Annotated in this window: 21 protein-coding genes; 12 read left to right on the top strand and 9 right to left on the bottom strand. The window is 64.1% G+C overall.

From position 1 onward, the window contains the following. Nucleotides 1-5: 5 nt before the first annotated feature. Nucleotides 6-902 carry a DMT family transporter gene (locus tag L6D80_RS09490; protein ID WP_176515694.1) on the bottom strand — a complete coding sequence of 299 codons (897 nt, stop codon included), beginning with the start codon at nucleotides 900-902 and terminating at the stop codon, nucleotides 6-8. A gap of 205 nt (nucleotides 903-1,107) precedes the next feature. Here L6D80_RS09490 and L6D80_RS09485 point away from each other — a divergent pair, with 205 nt between their 5' ends. Beyond that, the gene (locus L6D80_RS09485; RefSeq protein ID WP_176515692.1) at nucleotides 1,108-1,983 is read left to right on the top strand and encodes a helix-turn-helix domain-containing protein; all 876 of its coding nucleotides are present in this window, start codon (nucleotides 1,108-1,110) and stop codon (nucleotides 1,981-1,983) included. 26 nt (nucleotides 1,984-2,009) lie between these two features. On the opposite strand, the gene L6D80_RS09480 is transcribed toward L6D80_RS09485, so the two are convergent. The 6 genes from L6D80_RS09480 to L6D80_RS09455 form a co-directional block, all read right to left on the bottom strand. Beyond that, nucleotides 2,010-4,400 (bottom strand): TonB-dependent siderophore receptor, encoded by a 2,391-nt coding sequence (locus L6D80_RS09480; protein ID WP_176515690.1) that lies wholly within the window; start codon nucleotides 4,398-4,400, stop codon nucleotides 2,010-2,012. Between the two features lie 148 nt (nucleotides 4,401-4,548). After that, nucleotides 4,549-5,523: a FecR family protein gene (locus tag L6D80_RS09475; protein ID WP_176515688.1), complete on the bottom strand. Its 975-nt coding sequence runs from the start codon at nucleotides 5,521-5,523 to the stop codon at nucleotides 4,549-4,551. Continuing rightward, the gene (locus L6D80_RS09470) at nucleotides 5,520-6,068 is read right to left on the bottom strand and encodes an RNA polymerase sigma factor (RefSeq protein ID WP_156358049.1); all 549 of its coding nucleotides are present in this window, start codon (nucleotides 6,066-6,068) and stop codon (nucleotides 5,520-5,522) included. Before L6D80_RS09470 ends, L6D80_RS09475 begins: the two co-directional genes overlap by 4 nt. A 4-nt stretch (nucleotides 6,069-6,072) precedes the next feature. Beyond that, nucleotides 6,073-6,399: a DUF3325 domain-containing protein gene (locus tag L6D80_RS09465; protein WP_054899197.1), complete on the bottom strand. Its 327-nt coding sequence runs from the start codon at nucleotides 6,397-6,399 to the stop codon at nucleotides 6,073-6,075. Then, nucleotides 6,399-7,973, bottom strand: coding sequence for a PepSY-associated TM helix domain-containing protein (locus tag L6D80_RS09460; protein WP_176515686.1), 1,575 nt, complete (start codon nucleotides 7,971-7,973; stop codon nucleotides 6,399-6,401). Before L6D80_RS09460 ends, L6D80_RS09465 begins: the two co-directional genes overlap by 1 nt. Further along, nucleotides 7,970-8,275, bottom strand: a complete 306-nt coding sequence (locus L6D80_RS09455) for a DUF3649 domain-containing protein (protein ID WP_054899195.1) — start codon at nucleotides 8,273-8,275, stop codon at nucleotides 7,970-7,972. Before L6D80_RS09455 ends, L6D80_RS09460 begins: the two co-directional genes overlap by 4 nt. A gap of 103 nt (nucleotides 8,276-8,378) precedes the next feature. On the opposite strand from L6D80_RS09455, the gene L6D80_RS09450 reads away from it, so the two are divergent. From L6D80_RS09450 to L6D80_RS09435, 4 genes are all read left to right on the top strand, one after another. Then, entirely contained in the window at nucleotides 8,379-8,924 is a 546-nt protein-coding gene (locus L6D80_RS09450) for a sigma-70 family RNA polymerase sigma factor (RefSeq protein ID WP_176515684.1), read from the top strand. Then, nucleotides 8,921-9,850 (top strand): FecR domain-containing protein, encoded by a 930-nt coding sequence (locus L6D80_RS09445; protein ID WP_176515682.1) that lies wholly within the window; start codon nucleotides 8,921-8,923, stop codon nucleotides 9,848-9,850. The genes L6D80_RS09450 and L6D80_RS09445 overlap by 4 nt, the downstream gene beginning before the upstream one ends. A 107-nt stretch (nucleotides 9,851-9,957) precedes the next feature. After that, nucleotides 9,958-12,285: a TonB-dependent Fe(3+) dicitrate receptor FecA gene (gene fecA / locus L6D80_RS09440; protein WP_176515680.1), complete on the top strand. Its 2,328-nt coding sequence runs from the start codon at nucleotides 9,958-9,960 to the stop codon at nucleotides 12,283-12,285. A 178-nt stretch (nucleotides 12,286-12,463) separates the two neighbouring features. Then, on the top strand, nucleotides 12,464-12,811 hold the full coding sequence (locus tag L6D80_RS09435; protein ID WP_054899191.1) for an HPF/RaiA family ribosome-associated protein: 348 nt from the start codon (nucleotides 12,464-12,466) through the stop codon (nucleotides 12,809-12,811). A 66-nt stretch (nucleotides 12,812-12,877) separates the two neighbouring features. Here L6D80_RS09435 and L6D80_RS09430 read toward each other — a convergent pair whose 3' ends face one another. Continuing rightward, nucleotides 12,878-13,285 carry a response regulator gene (locus L6D80_RS09430; protein WP_054899190.1) on the bottom strand — a complete coding sequence of 136 codons (408 nt, stop codon included), beginning with the start codon at nucleotides 13,283-13,285 and terminating at the stop codon, nucleotides 12,878-12,880. A gap of 54 nt (nucleotides 13,286-13,339) precedes the next feature. Continuing rightward, nucleotides 13,340-13,516: a Flp family type IVb pilin gene (locus tag L6D80_RS09425; RefSeq protein ID WP_054899189.1), complete on the bottom strand. Its 177-nt coding sequence runs from the start codon at nucleotides 13,514-13,516 to the stop codon at nucleotides 13,340-13,342. 294 nt (nucleotides 13,517-13,810) lie between these two features. On the opposite strand from L6D80_RS09425, the gene cpaB reads away from it, so the two are divergent. The 7 genes from cpaB to L6D80_RS09390 are packed head-to-tail and all read left to right on the top strand — an operon-like array spanning nucleotide 13,811 to nucleotide 20,967. Next, a complete protein-coding gene (cpaB, locus tag L6D80_RS09420) occupies nucleotides 13,811-14,755 on the top strand; it encodes a Flp pilus assembly protein CpaB (protein ID WP_054899188.1) in 945 nt (314 codons plus the stop codon). 18 nt (nucleotides 14,756-14,773) lie between these two features. After that, entirely contained in the window at nucleotides 14,774-16,048 is a 1,275-nt protein-coding gene (locus L6D80_RS09415; RefSeq protein WP_176515678.1) for a type II and III secretion system protein family protein, read from the top strand. After that, nucleotides 16,045-17,235, top strand: coding sequence for a CpaE/TadZ family protein (locus tag L6D80_RS09410; RefSeq protein ID WP_054899187.1), 1,191 nt, complete (start codon nucleotides 16,045-16,047; stop codon nucleotides 17,233-17,235). The genes L6D80_RS09415 and L6D80_RS09410 overlap by 4 nt, the downstream gene beginning before the upstream one ends. Continuing rightward, on the top strand, nucleotides 17,232-18,488 hold the full coding sequence (locus tag L6D80_RS09405) for a TadA family conjugal transfer-associated ATPase (RefSeq protein ID WP_176515676.1): 1,257 nt from the start codon (nucleotides 17,232-17,234) through the stop codon (nucleotides 18,486-18,488). Before L6D80_RS09410 ends, L6D80_RS09405 begins: the two co-directional genes overlap by 4 nt. Next, nucleotides 18,485-19,366: a type II secretion system F family protein gene (locus L6D80_RS09400; RefSeq protein WP_176515674.1), complete on the top strand. Its 882-nt coding sequence runs from the start codon at nucleotides 18,485-18,487 to the stop codon at nucleotides 19,364-19,366. The genes L6D80_RS09405 and L6D80_RS09400 overlap by 4 nt, the downstream gene beginning before the upstream one ends. A gap of 1 nt (nucleotide 19,367) precedes the next feature. Further along, nucleotides 19,368-20,255, top strand: a complete 888-nt coding sequence (locus tag L6D80_RS09395; RefSeq protein ID WP_176515666.1) for a type II secretion system F family protein — start codon at nucleotides 19,368-19,370, stop codon at nucleotides 20,253-20,255. A 10-nt stretch (nucleotides 20,256-20,265) separates the two neighbouring features. Beyond that, the gene (locus tag L6D80_RS09390; protein ID WP_054899183.1) at nucleotides 20,266-20,967 is read left to right on the top strand and encodes a tetratricopeptide repeat protein; all 702 of its coding nucleotides are present in this window, start codon (nucleotides 20,266-20,268) and stop codon (nucleotides 20,965-20,967) included. The last annotated feature ends 9 nt before the right edge of the window (nucleotides 20,968-20,976 follow it).

Here is a 20,976-nt window from a genome sequence, read left to right as displayed (position 1 = left end):
CGCCTTCAGCGGGCCAGTGCAATGTCGGGCCTGACCTTGGGCTTGCGAAACACCAGCACGTTCCCTGCCATCACCGCCACCAGGCCCAGCAACGCCGGGGCCGTCCACTCGTAGCCTTCGGCAAACGCCGAGACGTTCAGTGCCACCAGCGGGAACAGCACCGTGCAGTAGGCGGCCCGCTCCGGGCCCATGCGCCCGACCAGCGTCAGGTAGGCGGTGAAGCCGATCACCGAGCCCGGTACGACCAGGTACAGCAATGATCCGACGTAGCGGGTGTTCCACTCCATGGCGAAGGGAATGCCGCTGACCAGGCAATACACCGCCAGCATCACCGCCCCATACACCATGCCCCAGGCGTTGGTGGTCATCGGCTTGAGCCCGGCCTTCTGTTGCATGCTGGAGAGCATGTTACCGGCCGAGAAGCACAGCGTGCCGAGCAGGGCCAGGCCCAGACCGTAGAGGGTTTCGCGGCTGGCCGCATGGTGCGAGAGCTCCGGCCAGAACAGCAGGCCCAGGCCCAGCAACCCTAGCGCACCACCGCCAAGCACATTGCTGGCGATCCGTTGGCCGAAGAAAACCCGTGCATTCAGTGCATTCCACAGCGTGGCGGTGGAAAACACCACGGCGATCAGACCGCTGGCGATCCATTGGCTGGCGGTGAGGAAGCACATGAAGTTGACGCAGAACAGGCACAGGCCCTGGGCCAGGCAGATCAGGTGGCCGCGCCGGTTCATCGGCTGCAGCCGGCGGGTCAGCAGCAGGATGGCGAACAGGATCAGGCCAGCCAGGGCGAAGCGGTAGACGATCGACACCGGGATGGCGACCACGCCCAGCTGCAGTTTCAGGGCGATCCAGGTGGTGCCCCAGATCAGGACGGTAAGCACGTACAGGGACAGGTTCATGGGGAGGGATCCTTGGGTCTTTCAACGTTGGTGCCCAGCACCTGTGGAAGCTGGCTTGCCAGCGATCGACGTCGCAGTGCTTCGCCAGGGCCATCAGTGTTTGCCAAAGCCCCGGGACCACGCTTGCACAAACTTGCGCTTTTCCCTTCCAGGTAGCTGTCACCACTGGGCAAGCGCAGTACGATGGCCGTCAGAGGAATCGCCCATGACCCCACTCAGCCAGTTGCACGTGTTCAACGCCATGCACGCCTCCCCCCATGCGCGGCTGGAGCTCAGCGCGCACCTGGGCGACGGCCTGGCTGCGGCGCTGTGGAGCAACCGCAACGATGCCCGCGACTACCAGGCACCGAGCCATCACACCCTGTCGTGTTACATCGCCGACGGCACCGGTACCTTCCGCCGCCAGCGCCCGGCCGCCAAGGGCGCACCGGACAAACTGTGCATCATGCCCGCCGGTCATGAGTCGAACTGGGTGGTCAACGGCGAGATCCGCCTGGCCCACCTGTACATCAGCGAGGCGCAGTTCGCCCTCGGTTGCGTGCGCCTACTGGACCGCGAACCGCGGGAGTTGCAGTTGCAGGAGGCGACCTTTCTTGACGACCCGCAGCAGTCGGCGCGTTTTCGCCAACTGATCCGCCTGGCGTGGGATGAGCCTGGCGAGCGCTTGCTGGCCAGCAGCCTGGCGCACGAAATCGTCGATCACGCGGTACTCAGCCAGGTTGGCCTGCGCCAGGGCTTGCGCCTCAAAGGGGGGTTGGCGCCGGCCCTGCGTCGACAGTTGGTCGAATACATCGAAGCGCACCTCGACCAGCCCATTACCCTCGGTGAGCTGGCCATGCGCTGCAACCTCTCCGAATATCACTTCGCGCGCATGTTCCGCAGCAGCTTTGGTTTGCCGCCACACCAGTACCTGCTGGCACGACGGGTGCACCGGGCTTGCCAACTGCTGCGCCTGGGCCAGCTTGCGTTGGGAGAGGTTGCGTTGCTGTGCGGGTTTGCCAGCGCCAGCCATTTCAGCAACCGCTTTCGCCAGGCGCTCGGCGCAACCCCTGGCGAGTACCGGGCGGCCTTCACCTGCTAAGCGGGCCACTTTGTGGCCCCGACACATCAGAACTCGAACGTGCTCGACAGGCTCACCTGCCGCGCATCCCCGATGGCGACGAAGTACTGGTTCACCGCCGAGCTGTAGTAGACCTTGTCGAACAGGTTCTTCACGTTCAACTGCAGGCGCACGTTGTGGTCCTCGAACTGGGTCTCGTAGGTGGCAAAGGCGTCGGCGACGGTATAGCTCGGCAGGTCGAAGGTATTGGTCGCGTTGCCCGAACGCTCGCCTACATAGCGGGCCCCGGCCCCCACGCGCAGGCGATCACCACCGAACAGGCTACCGAAGTCGTACACGGCCGACAGCGAGCCGCTGTGCCTGGCCACGTTCTGCAGGCGGTTGCCCTCCAGGTCCGGGTCCTTGGTCACCTTGGCATCAGTGAAGGCATAACTGCCGATCAGGCTCCAGCGCTCGCTGAGCTGGCCGGTCAGGTCGAGCTCGACACCGCGCGAATTGACCTCACCGGCGTTGCTGTACAAGGTCTCGCCACTGCTGCTGTCGAAGTTGGCCACCAGCACATTGCGCTTGGTGATGTCGAACAGTGCCAAGGTACCGGTGAGCCTGCCCGGCATGTCGAGCTTGGCGCCGAGCTCCCAGGACTTGCCTTCCTCAGGTGCAATCGATGAGTCCAGCACCAAGCCACCGGTCAACGGCGCAATGCTCGAGTTGGGCTTGAACGACTCGCTGTAGCTGCCATAGAACGACAACTGCTCATCGACCTTGTAGACCAACCCGGCATGCGGCACCCAGGCCTGGCCACCGGTGTCGGTGTTGGCCTTGAACGGGCGACCGCGGCCTGCGTACTGGTCGTACTGCTGGAAGCGCGCACCGGCCACCAGGATCCAGTGGTCGTCCAGGTGCAACGCATCCTGCAGGAACACAGCGTCGGTGCGCAGCTTGTCGGTCTGGTCGCTGTCGCTGGCGCGCACGGTGCTGCCTTCCACTTCCTGGCCGTAGACCGGGTTCAGGTAGCTGAACGTGGACTTCGCGGTCTGGCGTATCAGGTCGGCGCGGAAGATCTTGCGGTCTTCGTGATCCAGGCCGAACAACAGATCGTGCTGCATCCCGGCCAGTTCGACGTTGCCGCTCAGGCTCAGGGTGGCGAACTGGTCGCGACTCATCGCGTTGTGGGTGCCATCGATGCTGCGCGTCAACGTACCCTTGGCTTCGTTGACGCCGGTCACGCGGACCTGGCTGGCGTCGTAGGTCTCGCGGTTGAAGCTGTAACCGAAGTGCAGTTTCCAGTCGTCGGCCAAGTGGTGATCGACTTCCAGCCGGTAGAGGTCGGAGCGCCCTTCCATGTCATTGAAGGGCTCGTCCAGGCGCCGCGTGGCCGGAATGTCCAAAGGGTGGCCATTGCTGCCAAAGGCCGTACCGCGGTCGAAGGGGGAGAGAAACTCGCGGTGCTCGTAGGCCAGCACTACCTGGGTATCTTCGCCCAGCCAGGCCAGCGACGGCGCCACTAGTGACTCACGGTGCACGCCAAAATTGCGCCAGTAGTCCTCATCTTCGTGGTCGACGATCAGGCGGTAGGCGAAGTTGCTGTCGCCCAGTGCACCCGTGCTGTCAACCCCCCCGCCACTGCCGTTCTTGCCACTGCCATAGGTAGAACCCCGTACGGTCAGGGCATTGTACTGCTGCAGTTGCGGGCGTTTGCTGACCACGTTGATCACCCCGCCCGGGTCCTGGATGCCATACAGCAGCGAGGCCGGCCCCTTGAGCACCTCGACCCGCTCGGTGCTGGCGTTGAGGCTGCGGCCCTGCACGACCGGCATGCCATCACGCATGATCGAGCCGTCGCGGTTGTCGCCAAAGCCCCGTTTCATCACGGTGTCGGAGGTGCCGCCGAAGTTGTTGCCCTGGGTGATGCCGCTGACGTTGGCCAGGGCGTCATCGAGGTTGCGCGGCGCCTGGTCGCGGAGGACCTGGGCTGGCACCACGTTGATGGCCTGGGGGATGTCCTGGGTCGGGCCTTGGCCGCGCATGATCGAGGCATTGGCCGGGGGCTGGTAGCTGTAGGTGTCCATCTGCGAGTTCACCGTGGTGGCCTGCAGGTTGAGTGCGCCGGAAGTATCCACAGGCTCGAGCGTCAGGGTCCGGGCATCGACGCGGCGCCAGGTCAGGCCGGCGTTGCCCAGCAACTGCTGCAGGGCCTGTTCAGCGCTGAACCGGCCGTTGAGGGCCGGTGCCTGCACAGCGGGCAGTTCGAGGGTGTACACCACGCTTTGCCCAGCGGCACGGCTGAAGGCGTTGAGTGCCTGGGCCAGGGGCTGGCTGGGCTGGGCGAAGGTGTGCAGTTGAACCTGTTCGGCGGCCAGCGCGCCAGGGGCAACGGTGACGGCTGCAAGCGCGGAGAAGCCAAGCCAGAGAGGGACGCAACGCGGGGTGAACTTCATGGACGCTGACCTATGAGAGGGTTATTACTGCGAATGAATCGCACTTCCACTCATTACACGGATGCCATGCCCTGTTACCTCACCCGCTTTTGAAAATAATTTTTCCAGGGCTGACCCTGTTGCCGGCGATAAGGCCTGCTCACACAAACTACCTGACAACGGTCAGCCGCCCGAGCAACGTCTGCCTGGAAAACCCCATCACCTTGCCCAAGGAATCCAGCGCCACCAACGGCTCCTGAACCGGGAAACTGCCGCTGACCTTGCGCTGCCCCAGCTCACGGTCAAGCAGCACGATCCGCCCGGGGTAATAACGCCGCAAGTCCTCGATCACCTGGGCCAACGGCACCTGGTAGTAATCGACCCAGCCCTGGCGCCAGGCCAGGCGGCTGTCACTGTCCACGGTCAGGGTCTCACCCACGCGGCCACCGCCATATGCCACTTGCTGGTTGGCCGTCAGCTCACGGGCAGCCTGCCCCTGGGCCGGGGTGACGGCCACACGCCCACGGCGCACAGTGACCTGTGCGCCGTCAGCGTGGTCACGTACTTCGAATTCGGTACCGAGCACACGCACCTGCCCCCCCGCTGCTGCCACCACGAACGGCTCACCTGTGTGCGTGACCTGGAAGAACGCAGCACCATGCAACAGCCGCACACGGCGTTCACCCTGCTCAAAATCGACCGCAATGGCACTGCCCGCATCGAGGGTCACCTGCGAATGGTCTGCCAGCGTCACCTGGCGAATTGTTTCAGTGCTGCTGAAATCGGCGCGCAGGTCCTGTAACCAGTAACCCGGATGCCAGCCCCCCGCCACGCTCACAGCCAGTGCCAGGCACGCCGCCAGCGCCAGGGCGCGACGCCAGCGCCTTGGGGCAGGCGCCTTGGCCATGGCATCGAGGTAGCGCTGCAGGCCTGCCTGCTCTTGCTCGGCCAGGCGCGCTGCGGGCACCGCGCTTGTCTGCCACAGCGCCTGGGCGTGGGCATAGGCTTGGCGATGCTTCGGGTCGGCCAGCAGCCAGCGCTTGAACGCCGCGCTGTGCTGCGCCTCGGGCTGCTCGTTGATACGGATCAGCCAGTGCAACGCCGCTTGCGAGGGGTCGGCGGTAGTCATGTCTGAATGGCTCATCGACGGTAGCTCCCAGGCCGGCGCATGGACGCGGGCTCGGCAATACTCGCCTTGCACGCTTCAAGGGCGCGCATCATATGCTTTTCTACCGTGCTCTGGGACAGTTGCATGGCCTGGGCGATCTCGCCGTACTTGCAGCCATGAATGCGGTTGAGCAGAAAGATCTGCCGGGTACGCTCGGGCAAGGCCCGCAGCGCTGCCTCGATGCACTGCAGGTCATGATCGACTTCCAAGGCCTGCTCGGGCGCCTGCGCCGAACACGCCTCATCCAGCGGCAGCGATGCTTCAGCGACACGTTCGCGGCTGCCTTCGCTGCGCAGGTGGTCGATGGCCAGGTTGCCCGCACAACGCAACAGGTAAGTATCCAGCGCTTCAACCTTGACCTCAGGGCGGCGCCAGAAACGCAGGAACAGCTCCTGGACCAGGTCCGATGCGGTGGCCCGGCAGCCGACCCGGCGGCTGACCAACGCCTCCATGCGTGCACGCTGGGCCAGAAAGACCTCAACGAAGCGTGCGCGGGGGCTTTCGCTGTCGGGCTCGATCACAGCGTCACCCGGCCACGACGGCCAGCAGCGGGCCCAGCACCACGCTGATGGCAGCCAACCCCAGCAGCAGCCGCGGCTGATAAGGCAAGACAAACACCCACAGGGTCACCCCGGCCATCAACACGGCGATCCATTCCACCAGACCATGGGCCCAGCCACGCTGGTGTACCGAGAGCACCAACGACACCAGCAACAACAGCCAACCGGCACTGCGCAGGCTACGCAACTGGCCGGGGCCGGGCTTGCGCCCAAGCAGCTCGTTGAAGTGCTTGTCCATCGCCAGGCACAAGCCGGCGAACCCGGCGAAGCCGATCAGGGCAATGCTCAGCATCAATGCACCTGCGCCGCTTGAGCCGTTGCCTTGGCCGTGCGGGGCGCGCGTTTGGCAACCGGCTTGGGGGCACGCAGCATTTTCGCTGCGGCCCAGGCCAGGAACACGCCGGTGGCCAGCGCCGTGAGGTCGAAGCCCGCCATGGCCCAGTCGCCAACCGCCAGGGAGTGGTCCAACCCTTGCCCGGTGGACAGCGCGTTGAGCAACGGCAGCAGGGTAAACGCCAGCGCGCCCAGCCCCAATTGCTCAGCCCAGGCGCGGCGCCCCGGGCGCAGCAGCGCGTGCACCAGCGACAGCGCCCAGAGCACGAAGAAGCTGTTGATTTCCCAATCGGCACGGCCCGCCAACCCCACCGGCAGCAGGCGATTGGCCCAGAAGAATGCTGCCACGGCAAGCAGCAGGCCGCTCATGCTGGCAATGTTCAGCACTTCTACCAGCCGCAATTCGCCAGGGATGCGCTCGCTCTTGGCATGTTTGAGCTGGCGTTTGCCCAGCCACATTACCAGGCCCGTGCCGATCACCGCCGTTGCGGCCAAACCGAACACAAAGTACAGCCAGCGCAGCGCTGGACCTGCGTAGTTGCCCATGTGCAGGCCCGCAAGGCTGAAGGCGGTCATCATGGCCGGGCTCTCCGGTGCGCCCTGGCTCAGCAACACGCCGGTTGCCCCGTCGAATGTCCAGCTGGCGCTGCGCTTGTAGGCCACGTTATCGGCCGACGATTGGGTGAAGGTGACGCGGGCATTGCGATCGCCAGGGTTCTGCACCTGGATGAAGCCCATGCGGGCACCGGGGACCTGCGCCTGAACCTTGGCATACAGGCCTGCCAGCGGCACCAGGGGGGTGGCGACATTGGCCACCTGGGGCACCTCGTCGCGGCCGAACAGGTCGTTGAAATAGCCATCGCTGTTGCCGCCGTAACTCGCCAGGATACCGGCCGGCATGACCAGGTACATGAACAGCACCAGGCTGCTGTAGCTGATCATCAGGTGAAACGGCAGCACCAGCACGCCAATGGCATTGTGGCCATCCAGCCATGAACGCTGGCCCTTGCCCGGGCGGAAGGTGAAGAACTCCTTGAAGATCTTTTTGTGGGTGATGATCCCCGTGATCAGCCCGAGCAACATGATGAAGGCGCAGAGCGTCGACAGCCAACGCCCCCACGGATACGGCATCTGCAGCTCGAAGTGGAAGCGGTAGAAAAACTCGCCGCCGCGGCTGTCACGTGCCTCTACCGGCAGGCCGCTCTGGGCGTCCAGGCTCTTTCTGACAAAGCCCCGGCGCCCGCCTTCGGGGTCGCGCCAGCCCACATTCAATGCCGCTTCACGCTCACTGGGCAGGCGGATCATCCAGCTTGGAGAGTGCCCGGCGTTTGCCTGTAGGTAGCGCTGGGCCAAGCCCAGGCTGGCAAGTGGATCGAGTGCATGGCGGCGCACTTCAGGCTGTGCCCAGTGACTGATCTCATCCTTGAAGTACGACAACGTACCGCTGAGGAAGATGGCGAACAGTAACCAGCCGAAAATCAGGCCAGTCCAGGTGTGCAGCCAGGCCATGGCCTGGCGGAAGCCTTCCTTCATGGGTTTCTCATCCAGTAGGCGAGCCCGTTGACCATGCCCAGCAACAGGCTTGGCAGGATGACGCCCAACCAGGCGCGCCAGGCGCTACGGCAGGCGAAGCACCAGATGAAGGCCAACAGGTAGAAAACGAAAGATGACAGCAGGCCGGTCAGGGTGGCGTCGACCTGCGACAGCGGCACCAGCAGCGCAATGCAGATGCTGGCCATTGACGCCAGCAGATAGCCGCCCAACAACGCCGCCAGGCAGCGCGAAGCCACGGCCAGACGGTAGCTGACGGGAATTCCGGCGGCGGTGCGCTTCATGGCGAGGGTCCGGGAAAATTCGGGGTAGCAATAATAATGATTTCAATTCTCATAAGCAAAGACTGAAAAGGTCGGTTGCCGAGCGCCTGGCTATATCACTACAATGCGAACAATTCTTACTACCAGTTGCGCTGCAGGGCGCCGGAGTATCACGGTGCCCAGCGCCCTTTCTTCCACGGTCGAAGGCCTTTACCACGCCCATCACGCCTGGCTGACCAGCTGGTTGCGACGGCGCCTGGGCTGCCCGCAAAGTGCCGCCGACCTGGCCCAGGACACCTATGTGCGCATGCTCCAGGCGCGCGAGGCACCGCAGTTGGTGGAGCCACGCGCGTTTCTCGCCACCGTGGCCAAACGTGTGCTGTGCAATCATTTCCGCCGCCAGGAACTAGAGCGCGCTTACCTCGAAGCGTTGGCTCAGGTGCCTGAAAACGTGGCACCGAGCGAAGAACAGAAGGCAATCATCTTTGAAACCCTCCTGGCGCTCGACCGTCTGCTCGATGACCTGCCCCCGCTGATCAAGCGCACCTTCCTGCTGGCCCAGGTCGACGGCCTCGGCCAGGCCGAAATCGCCCGCGAGCTGGGCATTTCCCTGGCCACGGTCAAGCGCTACCTGAACAAGGCAGCGTTGCGCTGCTATTTCGCACTGTGAACACCTCGTTTTCTTCCCAAGTGGCCGAACAGGCCGTGCACTGGCTGATCGAGTCCCAGGGCGAGGATTTCGATCAGGCCCAGCAACAGGCGTTGCAGCAGTGGTTGCTGGCCGACCAGGAACATCAACGGGCCTGGGCGCATATCCAGCAGGTCAATCAACGCTTGCGGGGCGTCGCTTCGCCGGTGGTGCATGCAACGCTGCAGGCGCCCTCCTCGCCTGCCCGGCGCCGTGCCCTCAAGGCACTGCTTATGGTGGGGGTGGCCAGTGCCGCCGGGATGACCCTGCCTGGGTTCAACCCCTTGCCTGAGCTGATGGCCGACTACCGCAGCCCGGTCGGCCAACGTCGGCGGGTGCCGCTGGACGACGGCAGCGTGTTGCAACTCAATACGCGCAGCGCCGCCGACGTGCACTTCGATGGGCGCCAGCGCCTGGTGCGCCTGCTGGAGGGGGAACGGGCGCTGGATGTGGCACGCGATACGCGCCCTTTGTTGCTGAGCACTGCCGAAGGTGCGCTGCGGCTCGACAGTGGCCGATTCAACGTACGGGCGTTCGACGGTTTCAGCCTGGTCTCGGTGTTCAGCGGCACGGCCAGTTTCGCCGGCCAGGCGCTGCTGGCTGGGCAGCGGGCGCGGTTTACCGCACAGGGCTGGCGGGCCATTGCGCCGCTGGACCGCAGTAGCGGCGCCTGGGTCGATGGCATGCTGGTGGCTTCGCAGATGCGCCTGACGGACTTCCTGGCCGAGCTGGGGCGTTATCGCCTGGGGCAACTGGGCTGCAGCGAACGGGTGGCCGACCTGCGGGTTTCCGGTTCCTACCCGCTGGATGACAGTGAGCGGATTCTGCAGATGCTTGAGGTGGCCTTGCCCGTACGCGTGCGGCGCTTTACCCGGTACTGGGTCACGGTCGAATCGCGAACGGGTTGAGGGCTACAGCGGCGGTTGGCACTCCAGATTTTTTTCAATCGGCTGAGCCCTTTTTCCAACCTCGCGTGACAGAGAAGGCAGACCCCCTTCTCAAAGGACCTTTCCCGATGCCCCTGCGCCCCACCCGACTCGTCCAGACCGTACTGCTCGCCACCAGCCTGGGTGTTGCCACACCCGCCCTGTTCGCTGCCCAAGCACGCACCTATCACATCGCCGCCGGCTCCCTGGAAGAGGCCCTGAACCAGTTCGGCCGCGAAAGCGGTGCATTGATCTCGTTTGGCTCGCAACTGACCCAGGGCCTGGACAGCCAAGGCCTGCAGGGCAATTACGACGTCGCCAACGGCCTGGATGCACTGCTGCGTGGCAGCGGCCTGCAGGCCCGGCAAGAGGCCGACAACGCCTTCAGCCTGCAACCGGTTGCGCCCGCCAGTTCCGGAGCAGCGGTCGAGCTCGGCGCTTCGACCGTGGTAGGCGACTGGCTGGGCGAGGCGCAGCAGGACAATGTCTTCGAGCACCCAGGCGCTCGCGACGTGGTGCGCCGCGAAGCGTTCGAACGCAGCGGCGCCACCACCGCGCGTGAAGTGCTCAACCGCATGCCCGGCGTAAACGCCCCGGACAACAACGGCACCGGCAGCCACGACCTGGCACTGAACTTCGGCATTCGCGGCCTCAACCCACGCCTGGCCTCCCGCTCGACCGTGCTGATGGACGGCATTCCGGTGCCCTTTGCCCCCTATGGCCAACCGCAGTTGTCGCTGGCCCCCATCAGCATGGGCAACATGGATGCCGTTGACGTGGTCCGCGGTGGCGGCGCAGTGCGGTATGGCCCGCAGAACGTCGGCGGCATCGTCAACTTCGTCACCCGCGCCATCCCTGAAGAGGCGACGTTCAAGGCTGCCATGCAAAATCAGATCAGCCCCTCCTCCAGCCATGACGGCCTCAAGAACAGTGCCAACCTGTTGGTCGGTGGCACCAACGACAACGGCCTGGGCGGTGCCCTGTTGTACTCGGGGGTGCGCGGCGGCGACTGGCGTGAGCACAGCGACACCCAGATCGATGACCTGATCCTCAAGGGCAAGCTGCAATTGGACCCCGCCAACAGCCTGCATGCCATGGCCCAGTACTACGAGGGCGAAGCCGACATGCCAGGTGGCCTGAGCAAGGCGGACTTCGACGCCGACCCGTACCAGTCCACGCGCCTGAAAGACAAGTTCTGGGGCCGCCGTACACTGTTCAACTTCGGCTACGACTACAAGCAGGACGACCGCCAGTTCAGCGTCAACAGCTTCTTCACCAAAACCCTGCGCAGCGGCTACCTGGACCAGGGCAGCTTCATTTCCCTGTCGCCACGCGAATACTGGGTGCGCGGCATCGAAACGCGTTTTTCGCAAGGGCTCGCCCTGGGCCAGAGCTGGCATGAACTGGGTATCGGCTACCGCTACATCAACGAAGCCGGCCACGAACTGCGCTTGCGCGAACCGGTCAATGGCAACCTGCCTACCACCGCCAGCCGCAACGACCGCGACACCCGTGGCAGCACCGAGGCCCATGCCATCTACCTGGATGACCGCATCGACATCGGCCGTTGGACCATCACACCGGGTGTGCGCTACGAGATGATCGACTCTGCTCAGAGCAACTCGCTCAACGGCCAGCGCTACCAGGGCAGCTACAACACTGCCCTGCCGGCGTTGAACGTGATGTACCACCTGACCGACCGCTGGAACCTGTATGCCAATACCGAAGGCTCGTTTGGCAGCGTCCAATACAGCCAGATGCCCAACCGCGTCACCCGCGGCGAGGTCAAACCGGAGAAGGCACGTACCTGGGAAGTCGGCACCCGCTACGACAACGGCGACCTGCAAGCCGAGATCGGTGCGTTTCTGATCAACTTCGACAACCAGTACGAGAGCAACCAAACCAACGACTCGGTGATAGCCCGCGGCGAGACCCGCCATCAAGGCATCGAGACCAGCATTCGCTACGCCCTGGACAGCATCAGCCCGGCGCTGGCAGGCTTCGATGTACATGCCAGCTATGCCTTCGTGGATGCGACCATCCGCGAGGACGGGCCGAACAAAGGCAATCAGGTGCCATTCTCGTCGCGTCACAAAGGCGACCTGGGCGTGGGTTACACCGAGGGGCCATGGCAATGGAACCTGGATGGCAGCTTTCAGAGCAGCCAGTATGCCGACAACGCCAATACCCGCGCCGAGAGCGCAGACGGCAGTACCGGCCGCATCCCTGGCTACATACTGATCAGCACCCGAGCTGGCTACGACTTCGGGCCACAACTGTCGAACCTGAAGGTGGCAGTGGGGGTCAAGAACCTCTTCAACCGTGAGTACTACACGCGCTCGTTCGATGACAACAACAAAGGTAAGTATGTGGGTGAGCCACGCACCTTGTATGTGCAGACATCGGTCGCGTTCTGATCCAGAGGGGGCCGTTTTAAGGTTCCCCGCCTGAATTTGCAACAGAACATTTATTTTCACAAAGGGGTTGAATTCACGCCTCGGTTGCCTGACCTTAGAGTCAAGAGGCGAAAAAATTCCAGGGGCCTCAATGGCCTAGGCACGCCTCCATGCGAGCAAGCTGAATAAGGATTGAATCATGCAAATCCAGGTCAACAGCAGCAACCATATCGAAGGCAACATCCGTCTCAACGAGTGGGTGCGCAGTACACTGCAAGCCACACTCGAACGTTACGAGGAGGACCTCACCCGCATCGAGGTGCACCTGCGCGACGAGAACGGCGCCAAGCCCGGCCCGCATGACAAACGCTGCCAGATGGAGGCTCGCCCGAAAGGTCACCAACCCATTTCCGTGACCCACACTGCCACTTCGCTGGACCAGGCGGTCGACGGTGCTGCCAGCAAGCTGAACAACGCCCTGGAGCATTTCTACGGCAAGCTGCGCAGCAAGCGTGGGGTACTGGAACTGAATGACCCTGACGCCTGATCTGCACATATGAACGAGAACGCCCGGCCATGAGCCGGGCGTTTTCGTATCCGTTCTGGCAGGTCACTACTTGACCACCTGCAACCGTGGCTGAGGAAACAGGTTGTCCAGCGTCTCCAGCAACCGTGCGTAGTAGATGGGTTTACGGAAGAAATCCAGCACCTGCAGACGCAGCAGGTCGCTGACATCATCCATCCCTGCATGCCCCGACATGACGATCACCGGCAGATGCTGGCGGGCCGTATGATCACGCAGGCGCTTGACCAGGCCGATACCGCTTTCTTCGGGCATGCACAGGTCAGTGATGACCAGCGCCACGTCCGGATAGCGGGTGAGCTGCTGCAGGGCCGCCTTCACCGAAACGGCGGTATGGCACCAGAACCCCGCGTTTTCCAGCAGTTCGGCCAACTCCAGCAGGACCTCTTCCTCGTCGTCCACCAACAGTATTTGCTGACGCGAGGAAGAGTGCTGCATGCCTGACTCCTGTGCGCCGGGTTCGATGGCGCTGTTCAACGTACAGTGGGTTGGTCACAAAATCCCCTGGATGGTCGTGAACATCGCGCTGATCTTGCCGGAGATGCCGGTCACGAAGCCCGCCAGCACCACCGCCACCATCGCGGCGATGACGGCATATTCGATACCGGAAGCACCGTCCTTGCGGCGCACGAAGTTCTTGCAGTGAAGGATGACCTGTTTCAGCAACATGACCAGCTCCTTGCGGCGATGACGCCGACGTGAATAGTGTCAAAGTGACACCCATCTGCCATCAAAGAATTGCCAAGCTACGGGCGTCTGCAAATATAAAAAGGCATTAATCAACAAGTGATAACTAGAAAGTATTAATGAGCTCAGTTTTTATTAACCTACTGTTTTAATTGGTTTTTCACCTCGGTCTCAAAAAAAATCGCGGCCCTCATGGCGAACGGCGATGACTGCGCTACCGTGCAATAGCGAATAGTGACCTTTTGCCACTACTGGATCAGTGCATGGAGGCCCGCAATGAGCAGTCGCTTGACCCTGCTGTTGGCTGCCCTGTTTCTGCTGGCTGCACTGCTGGCAGGGTATTGGGGGTTTGCGCTGAGCCGCCCGGCCGTACAACCTGAGCCGGCCGCGCCGCTCATCGAACAGCCGGTTGCGGTGAGCCCCCCTACCGCCCCCCAGCCACCAGAGCCGCAGCGCTCGCCTGTTGTAGTGTTGCGCAAGGCGCTGCCAGCCAATACGCCAGTGACCGAGGACGATGTGCTGGTCGAGCGCCTGCAGGTGGTGCCACCCGGGGCCTTGCAGCAGGTCGAGCAGGTAATCGGCCGTAGCAGCGCCAGGCCCCTGGCCGCTGGTAGCTGGCTGGAGGAAGCGAGCTTCCAGGCTGGCGGGCCGCTGGCACGGATGATCCGCGCCCACGAACGCGCGGTGGCGGTGGGCGTGGACGAGGTGGTCGGCGCGGCTGGGCAACTGTACCCCGGTGACTATGTCGACGTGCTGGTGTACCTGCGCGAGGAAGCCAGCAACCCGCAGTCTTCCGCCCAGGTGGTGTTGCCGGCCCTGCGGGTGCTCAGTGTCGGCGAGCAGATGGGCCTGGCCAATGATGGCCGCCCGGCACAGACCGCCGAAGAGCAGAAGGCCCGACGCGAGCAGGCGCCCTCCGGCAACTTTTCAGCCACCCGCACCGTAGTCCTGGCGGTACCGCAAGCCCTGGCCAGCCGCTTGATGCTGGCGGCACAGGTCGGCACCTTGCGCCTGGCCGTGCGCAGCGCCGACGAACAGCGCCTGGCCCGCTACTGGTCCGAGCCCAATGCCAGGGTGCAAGTGGAAAACAGCAACCGCGAGCTCTATCGCTTCAGCCAACTTTCCCAGACCCCGGTGGCCAGTGCGGTACCCGGCAAGGTCGCAGCAGGCATGCAGATCATCCGCGGCGCGCAGGCCGCCGATGCCGACAAGACTCCCTGACAAGGCAAGGATGCAGAGATGCGTAGTTCCAGGCGTTTTGGCCCCAAGCGTTGTGATTCCTGGCGACCGTTCGCCCAGGTGTGCGTTGGCCTGTTCCTGGCGGCGGCACTGGCCCAGGCCAGTGCCGCCGCCAAAGGGTGCGACGCACTTGCCCAGTTGCCCACGGTGATCGAGATGGATCAGGGCCTGCAGCAGGAACTGCGGCTGCCCTTGTCGATCAGCCGCGCGGCCATCGGCGACCCCAAGGTCGCCGACGTGCAAGCCAGCGGCGACCGTGCGGTGCTGATCACTGCTGTAGGTCAGGGCAATACCACCCTCATGTTGTGGACTGCCTGTGCACCGGCGCCGCACCGGGCCATGCTGTTCATCAAGGGCAGAGCCAGCGTCGACGTGGCCGAAGGTGGCCTGCCGCCGTCGCTGGATGCGCAGTTGCCCAGCCAGGTGCAAGCCGATATCCGCTTCGTCGAAGTGCGCCGCAACAAGTACAAGGAGGCCGGCGCGCGCCTGTTCTTCAGCGGCTCCAACAACAGCCTGATCGGCTCCCCGGGTACCGTGCCCGGGACATCGATAACACCCGGTGCGGTGCCAATCACACGCCCCGCCATCCCCCTCGACGACAATGTGTTCAACATCGTCTGGGGCGGCGGCAGCAGTCGCTTCATTGCGGCCATCAACGCCCTTGAAAACAGCGGCTTCGCTTACACCCTGGCGCGCCCCAGCCTTACCGTGCTCAGCGGCTTGACGGCCAGTTTCCTGGCCGGTGGGGAAATCCCGATTCCAGTGCCCAGCGCCGGCAGTGACAACGTCTCGATCGAGTACAAGGAGTTCGGTGTGCGCCTGGCCCTGACCCCCACAGTGATCAGCCGTGACCGCATCACGCTCAAGGTGGCGCCCGAAGTGAGCGAGCTCGACTACACCAACGCGGTGAACATTGCCGGCACTCGGGTGCCGGGGCTGAGCGTCAGGCGCACCGACACCAGTATCTCCCTGGCCGATGGCGAGAGTTTCATCATCAGCGGCCTGGTCAGCAACAACACCCGTTCATCCGTGGACAAACTTCCCGGGCTTGGCAACCTGCCGGTCCTCGGGGCGTTTTTCCGGCAGTCGGCCCTGGTGCGTGAAGAAACCGAGTTGCTGATGATCGTCACCCCGCACCTGGTCCAGCCACTGGCCGCCAATGCCCGCCTGCCGCAGCTCCCCGGCGAGCACCTGCGTACCTACGACCCCAGCTGGGGGCAGCTGTTCTTCATGGAAAACGGCAACTTCGACGGCCAAAGCGGGTTATCACGATGAACGAGAGCCTCAACCAGACCTTTCTGGCCATCACTCGCAACGAAGAAGACATGCAATGGCTGCAGGCGGCGCTGGCCCCTCAGGGGCAGGTGATCGGCGCCAGTGGCGGCAGCCTCGATGAGTTGCTGGCGCTGGTCAACGCGACCTTCAGCAACCTGGTATTCATCGGCCTGGACCGCGAGCAGTTGGTCAGCCAGTGCGCGCTAATCGAGGGCGTACTGGAGGCCAAGCCGATGCTGGCGATCGTCGCCCTGGGCGATGGCATGGACAACCAGTTGGTGCTGCATGCCATGCGCGCCGGCGCCCGTGATTTCGTCGCCTACGGCTCACGCGCCAGCGAGGTGGCCGGGCTGGTGCGGCGTTTGGGCAAACGCATGCCCACCGTGACCAGCAACCCCAGCCTGGGCGGCCTGACCGTACTTTACGGCGTGCAGAGCAGCGCCGACGGGGCGTTGTTGACCACACACCTGGCGCGGGTGGTGCAGGAAAGCGGCCAACGGACCCTGCTGCTCGACCTGGGTTTGCCCCGGGGTGACAGCCTGGCCTTGCTCGGGCTAGAGGCGTCGTTCTACTTCGGCGATGCCCTGCGGCACCTGCGCCGCCTCGACACCACCTTGATCGACAGCGCCTTCACCCGCGACAAGAAAGGCCTGCGCCTGCTGTCGTATGCCGAGAACGACGAGCCGCTGCAGCAGACCAGCGCGGCCGAGCTGTACATGTTGCTGAGCGCACTGCGCCAACACTTCCAGCACATCGTCGTGAACCTCACCGGGCATGCCGACAGCGAAGCCCTGCGTACCATCGTCAGCCACTGCGACAAGCTCATCGTCTACACCGACCAGAACATCCTTGCCTGCCGGCGCAACCTCGAAGTGCTGGAGCTGTGGCGTGACCATGGCATCAAGCTGGAGCACGCCAGCCTGCTGGTGGACCGCTACCTGGCCACGGTCGCACCGGATGCCGACAGCCTGGCCAAGCGTTATGGCTTGCCGTTGCTGAAGATCATGCCGTACAGCCCCGAAGTTCGGATGAACGTGAAGAACCAGGGCCTGAGCCTGTTCGAACTGGCCCCGCGCGAAAACCTGACCCAGGCCCTGCGGGGTCTGGGTGAACGCCTGGCACAGCGCTCGGAAAGCCTTTCGCCACCGGCCTTCCCCTGGCTGCGTCGGCTGTGGGGGAGCAAATGAACAGCGACCAACCCTTTGGCGGCCAGCACCATGCCTCGGCCGATCCCCATGCACTCAAGCGTGCCCTGCACCGTTTTGCCATCGATGCCATCGAAGACAGCGGCCGCAACCTGCTGGAAGGCACCCGTCCGGCCCTCACCCAGTTCGTTCTGGAGCAGGTAGGCGATTACGTTGCCCGCCTGCGCCTGGCGCTGTCACGTTACGAGATGGAGCGTCTGGCCGAGGAACTGGTCGATGAGCTCACCGGGTTCGGCCCCCTGGAGGTGCTACTGCGTGACCCCAGCGTCACCGAAATCCTGGTCAACGGGCCGCACCGGGTCTTCGTCGAGCGGGCCGGGCAGCTGCAACAGACCGACCTGCGCTTTATCGACGCCCACCACGTCGAGCGGGTGATGCAGCGCATCCTCGCCCCGCTTGGGCGACGCCTGGACGAATCCTCGCCAATGGTCGATGCCCGCCTGCCCGATGGCAGCCGGGTCAATGCCATCATCCCGCCTGTGGCGCTGGATGGCCCCTGCCTGTCGATCCGTAAGTTCCGCCAGGACATGCTCAAGAGTGCCGACCTGCTCGCCACCCGTGCTATCGACCAGCACATCTTCGACTTCCTCGAGCGTGCCGTGGGTCGGCGCTGCAACATTCTGGTCAGCGGTGGCACGGGCACCGGCAAGACCACCCTGCTCAATATCCTCAGCCAGATGATCGCCCCGCGCGAGCGCCTGGTGACCATTGAAGACGTTGCCGAACTGCAATTGCACCACCCCCACGTGGTGCGCCTGGAAACCCGACCACCCAATGCCGAGGGGCACGGCGAGATCAAGGCCAGCGAGCTGATCCGCAACGCCCTGCGCATGCGCCCTGATCGCATCATTCTGGGCGAGATCCGTGGGACCGAAGTGCTCGATGTGCTGACCGCAATGAACACCGGCCACGACGGCTCGATGAGCACCGTACACGCCAACACCGCTCAGGATGCGTTGCTGCGCCTGGAAACACTGGTTGGCCTGAGCGGGCGCCAGATTGCCGAAAAAACCTTGCGGCAGATGATCTGTGCAGCACTTGACGTGGTGATCCAGTTGACCCGCCTGGCCGACGGCCGGCGTTGCGTCAGTGAAGTGCTGGAAGTGGTGGGTGTGCGCGACGACGTGTACGTGACCAACACTTTGTTCCGCCTCGACCGGCGCGGCGGCGACGCGTTCTTGCGGGAAGCACCGAACCCAGCGGGCAGCAAGTTGCGCCATGAAGGTGTGCAGTGACCGGCCCGCTGTTGCTGGCACTGGCGCCGCTGTTGCTGGGCGTGGCGTTGCTGTTGTTCCGCCGTGGCCTGTACAAGCGCAGCGAACAGCGCATTCTCCAGCGCCTGGGACGCGCGTTTGAGCTAGTACGCAGTGGCGCCCCCCGGCGTGACTGGCTCGCCCCCCTGCTGCAACGTGCCGGCCTGGGTGCAAGCGACTGGCACCCGCAGCGCTGGGTGCTGGCCTGGTTGAGCCTGGTGCTGTTGGCGTTGCTCAGTGCAGGTTGGGTCGCCGGCCTGATGCTGCTGCTGGGCCTGCCGCTGGTGGGGTACTGCATACTCGGTTGGTTGTGCCGCCAGCGCGTACGCCAACTGGTCGAACAGTTGCCCGCGCTGCTGGACTACAGCGTGCGCAGCCTCAAGGCCGGGCGCACCCTCAATGACGCCGTGCTCGGGGGCATCAACAGCGCCCGCGAACCGCTGCAGTCGACCATGGCGCGGGTGCGGCGCAACGTGCAGTTAGGCGTGCCGCTGGATGAAGCGGTCAATGAACTGGCCGAGCTGTACGACCGCGATGAGCTGCGGCTGTTCGCCATGGGTTTGCGTATCAACCAGCGCTACGGCGGCAACACCAGCGAACTGATGGAAAACCTGATCAAGCTGATCCGCGAGCGCGAGCAAGGCGCCCGCCAGCTCAAGGCCATGACCGGTGAAACCCGTATCACTGCGGTGATCCTCGGAGCCTTGCCGCTGTGCATGGTCGCCTACTTCCTGATGGCCAACCCGCATTACCTGCTGGCCATGTGGCAAGACAGCAGCGGCCAGATGATGCTGCTGTTGGCGTTTGCCCTGCAGGTGCTCGGCTGCCTGGTGCTCTGGCGAATGATGAGGAGCCTCTGACATGGCGTTACTGCTCTGTGCGTTGTGCCTTTTTGCTGCGGGCGTGTTGCTTGGCCTGCAGGCCGTTCGCCAATTGCGTGCCCGCCACCTGGTGGCGCGACGGCTACAGGGGCGGTTGGATCAGGAGGAACGGCTGGGGAACTGGCTGCACTGGCTGGGCAGCAGCCCCTTGGGGCAACGTCTGCAACAGCTCGACGGCGAAACCCAGGCCCTGCTCGACCGTGTCGGCTGGCGCCGCAGCCGCCAGCGTGCGCTGTTCGCTGCTGTGCAACTGGGGCTGCCACTGCTGGCAGTGGCGCTGACCTTGCTGTTTCAACAGGGGGTATTGGGCGGTGGCGTTGTGCACTGGCTGATGTGGCCGTTGTGCGCCCTGGGCATCGGTTACCTGTTGCCCAAGCGCCTGCTGGCAGCCGTCGCCAAACGCCGCCAGCAGCGTATTGCGTTGGAAGTGAGCCTGATGATTCCACTGCTGCGCATCCTCTTCGAAACAGGCCTGGCCGTTGAGCAGGCGTTGCGCGTGCTGAGCCAGGAGGGCCGCCCGCTGGTACCGCAGATCAGCGAGGAACTGCGCCAGGTGCTGCAGCGTGTGGACTCGGGTTTGGCGCTCGGCCCGGAGCTGGAAAAGACCGCGCGCATGCTGGCTGTGGACGAATTCATCGATACCTGCGTCATTCTCCAGCAGTTGCTGGTTCAGGGCAGCGGCGCGATGAAGTCGCTGCAGGGCCTGAAGGAGCTGCTCGATGACCGGCGCCTGACGCACATGCAGGAACGGGTATCGAAGATGTCGGCAAAGATGTCGGCGGTGATGATGGTGTTTCTGTTTCCGGCGTTGCTCATCGTGCTCGCCGGGCCTGGATTTTCCGCATTGGCGCGCGCCTTGGGCACCTGAGGAGAGAAGGATGAAAGCAATCCTGTTGTTCACCAGCCTGATGCTGCTTGGCGGTTGCGCTGGCCAATCGACAGAAGGCTTCGGCCAATTGTTCGGCACATCGACCTGCACCAAGCCTGATGCCGACCAGCAACTGGCGCTGAACCTGGCGGACGAGATGTTCAACGAAGGCCGTCCGCATGCCAGCCTCGCCCACCTGGAACAGTTGCCGGACACCCTCGCCCAGGTACGCCTGCGCAAGGCCAGGGTCTCGCGCCTGCTGGGGCGCAGCGAGGCAGAACCGTTGTACCGCAGCCTGCTCGGTGGCTGCCTGGCGGCTGAGGGTGAACACGGCCTGGGCCAGCTCGCCTCGGCCCGGGGCGACGACGTACAGGCGTTGCAGTACCTGCAGCGCGCGGTGCACCTTGCCTCCACCGACGAGCGTATGCGCAACGACCTGGGTGTGGTGTTGATGAGCCTGGGGCGTTTTGATCAGGCGCGGTTCGAGTTCCTGACCGCGATCGAACTGAAAGACGACAACCCGCTCCCGGCCGTCAACCTGGTGACCCTGTCGCTGCTACAGGGCAACTGGCAGCAAGCGACCGACTTGGTGGGTCGTCTGCGGCTCAAGCCTGGCCAGTTTGCCGAAGCACAGGCCCGTGCGAGCCAGATCAAGGCCACAGGCCGTGGCCCGATTGCCTCGGCCAGTGGTGCAGACGTGGTGCTCAACTGAGGAATGGAG

This window comes from Pseudomonas ceruminis, assembly GCF_021602025.1.
GTDB lineage: Bacteria > Pseudomonadota > Gammaproteobacteria > Pseudomonadales > Pseudomonadaceae > Aquipseudomonas > Aquipseudomonas ceruminis.
This window is presented reverse-complemented; position numbering and strand designations above follow the sequence as displayed.

Bases quoted from the DNA above. Each gene is read 5' to 3' on its own strand.
- L6D80_RS09425 (WP_054899189.1), bottom strand. From the start codon at position 13,516: ATGTTGCTGAAACAGGTCATCCTTCACTGCAAGAACTTCGTGCGCCGC.
- L6D80_RS09485 (WP_176515692.1), top strand. From the start codon at position 1,108: ATGACCCCACTCAGCCAGTTGCACGTGTTCAACGCCATGCACGCCTCC.
- L6D80_RS09465 (WP_054899197.1), bottom strand. From the start codon at position 6,399: ATGCTGAGCATTGCCCTGATCGGCTTCGCCGGGTTCGCCGGCTTGTGC.
- fecA (WP_176515680.1), top strand. From the start codon at position 9,958: ATGCCCCTGCGCCCCACCCGACTCGTCCAGACCGTACTGCTCGCCACC.
- L6D80_RS09455 (WP_054899195.1), bottom strand. From the start codon at position 8,275: ATGAAGCGCACCGCCGCCGGAATTCCCGTCAGCTACCGTCTGGCCGTG.
- L6D80_RS09490 (WP_176515694.1), bottom strand. From the start codon at position 902: ATGAACCTGTCCCTGTACGTGCTTACCGTCCTGATCTGGGGCACCACC.
- L6D80_RS09480 (WP_176515690.1), bottom strand. From the start codon at position 4,400: ATGAAGTTCACCCCGCGTTGCGTCCCTCTCTGGCTTGGCTTCTCCGCG.
- cpaB (WP_054899188.1), top strand. From the start codon at position 13,811: ATGAGCAGTCGCTTGACCCTGCTGTTGGCTGCCCTGTTTCTGCTGGCT.
- L6D80_RS09435 (WP_054899191.1), top strand. From the start codon at position 12,464: ATGCAAATCCAGGTCAACAGCAGCAACCATATCGAAGGCAACATCCGT.
- L6D80_RS09430 (WP_054899190.1), bottom strand. From the start codon at position 13,285: ATGCAGCACTCTTCCTCGCGTCAGCAAATACTGTTGGTGGACGACGAG.
- L6D80_RS09450 (WP_176515684.1), top strand. From the start codon at position 8,379: ATGCGAACAATTCTTACTACCAGTTGCGCTGCAGGGCGCCGGAGTATC.
- L6D80_RS09410 (WP_054899187.1), top strand. From the start codon at position 16,045: ATGAACGAGAGCCTCAACCAGACCTTTCTGGCCATCACTCGCAACGAA.
- L6D80_RS09475 (WP_176515688.1), bottom strand. From the start codon at position 5,523: ATGAGCCATTCAGACATGACTACCGCCGACCCCTCGCAAGCGGCGTTG.
- L6D80_RS09415 (WP_176515678.1), top strand. From the start codon at position 14,774: ATGCGTAGTTCCAGGCGTTTTGGCCCCAAGCGTTGTGATTCCTGGCGA.
- L6D80_RS09390 (WP_054899183.1), top strand. From the start codon at position 20,266: ATGAAAGCAATCCTGTTGTTCACCAGCCTGATGCTGCTTGGCGGTTGC.
- L6D80_RS09460 (WP_176515686.1), bottom strand. From the start codon at position 7,973: ATGAAGGAAGGCTTCCGCCAGGCCATGGCCTGGCTGCACACCTGGACT.
- L6D80_RS09395 (WP_176515666.1), top strand. From the start codon at position 19,368: ATGGCGTTACTGCTCTGTGCGTTGTGCCTTTTTGCTGCGGGCGTGTTG.
- L6D80_RS09405 (WP_176515676.1), top strand. From the start codon at position 17,232: ATGAACAGCGACCAACCCTTTGGCGGCCAGCACCATGCCTCGGCCGAT.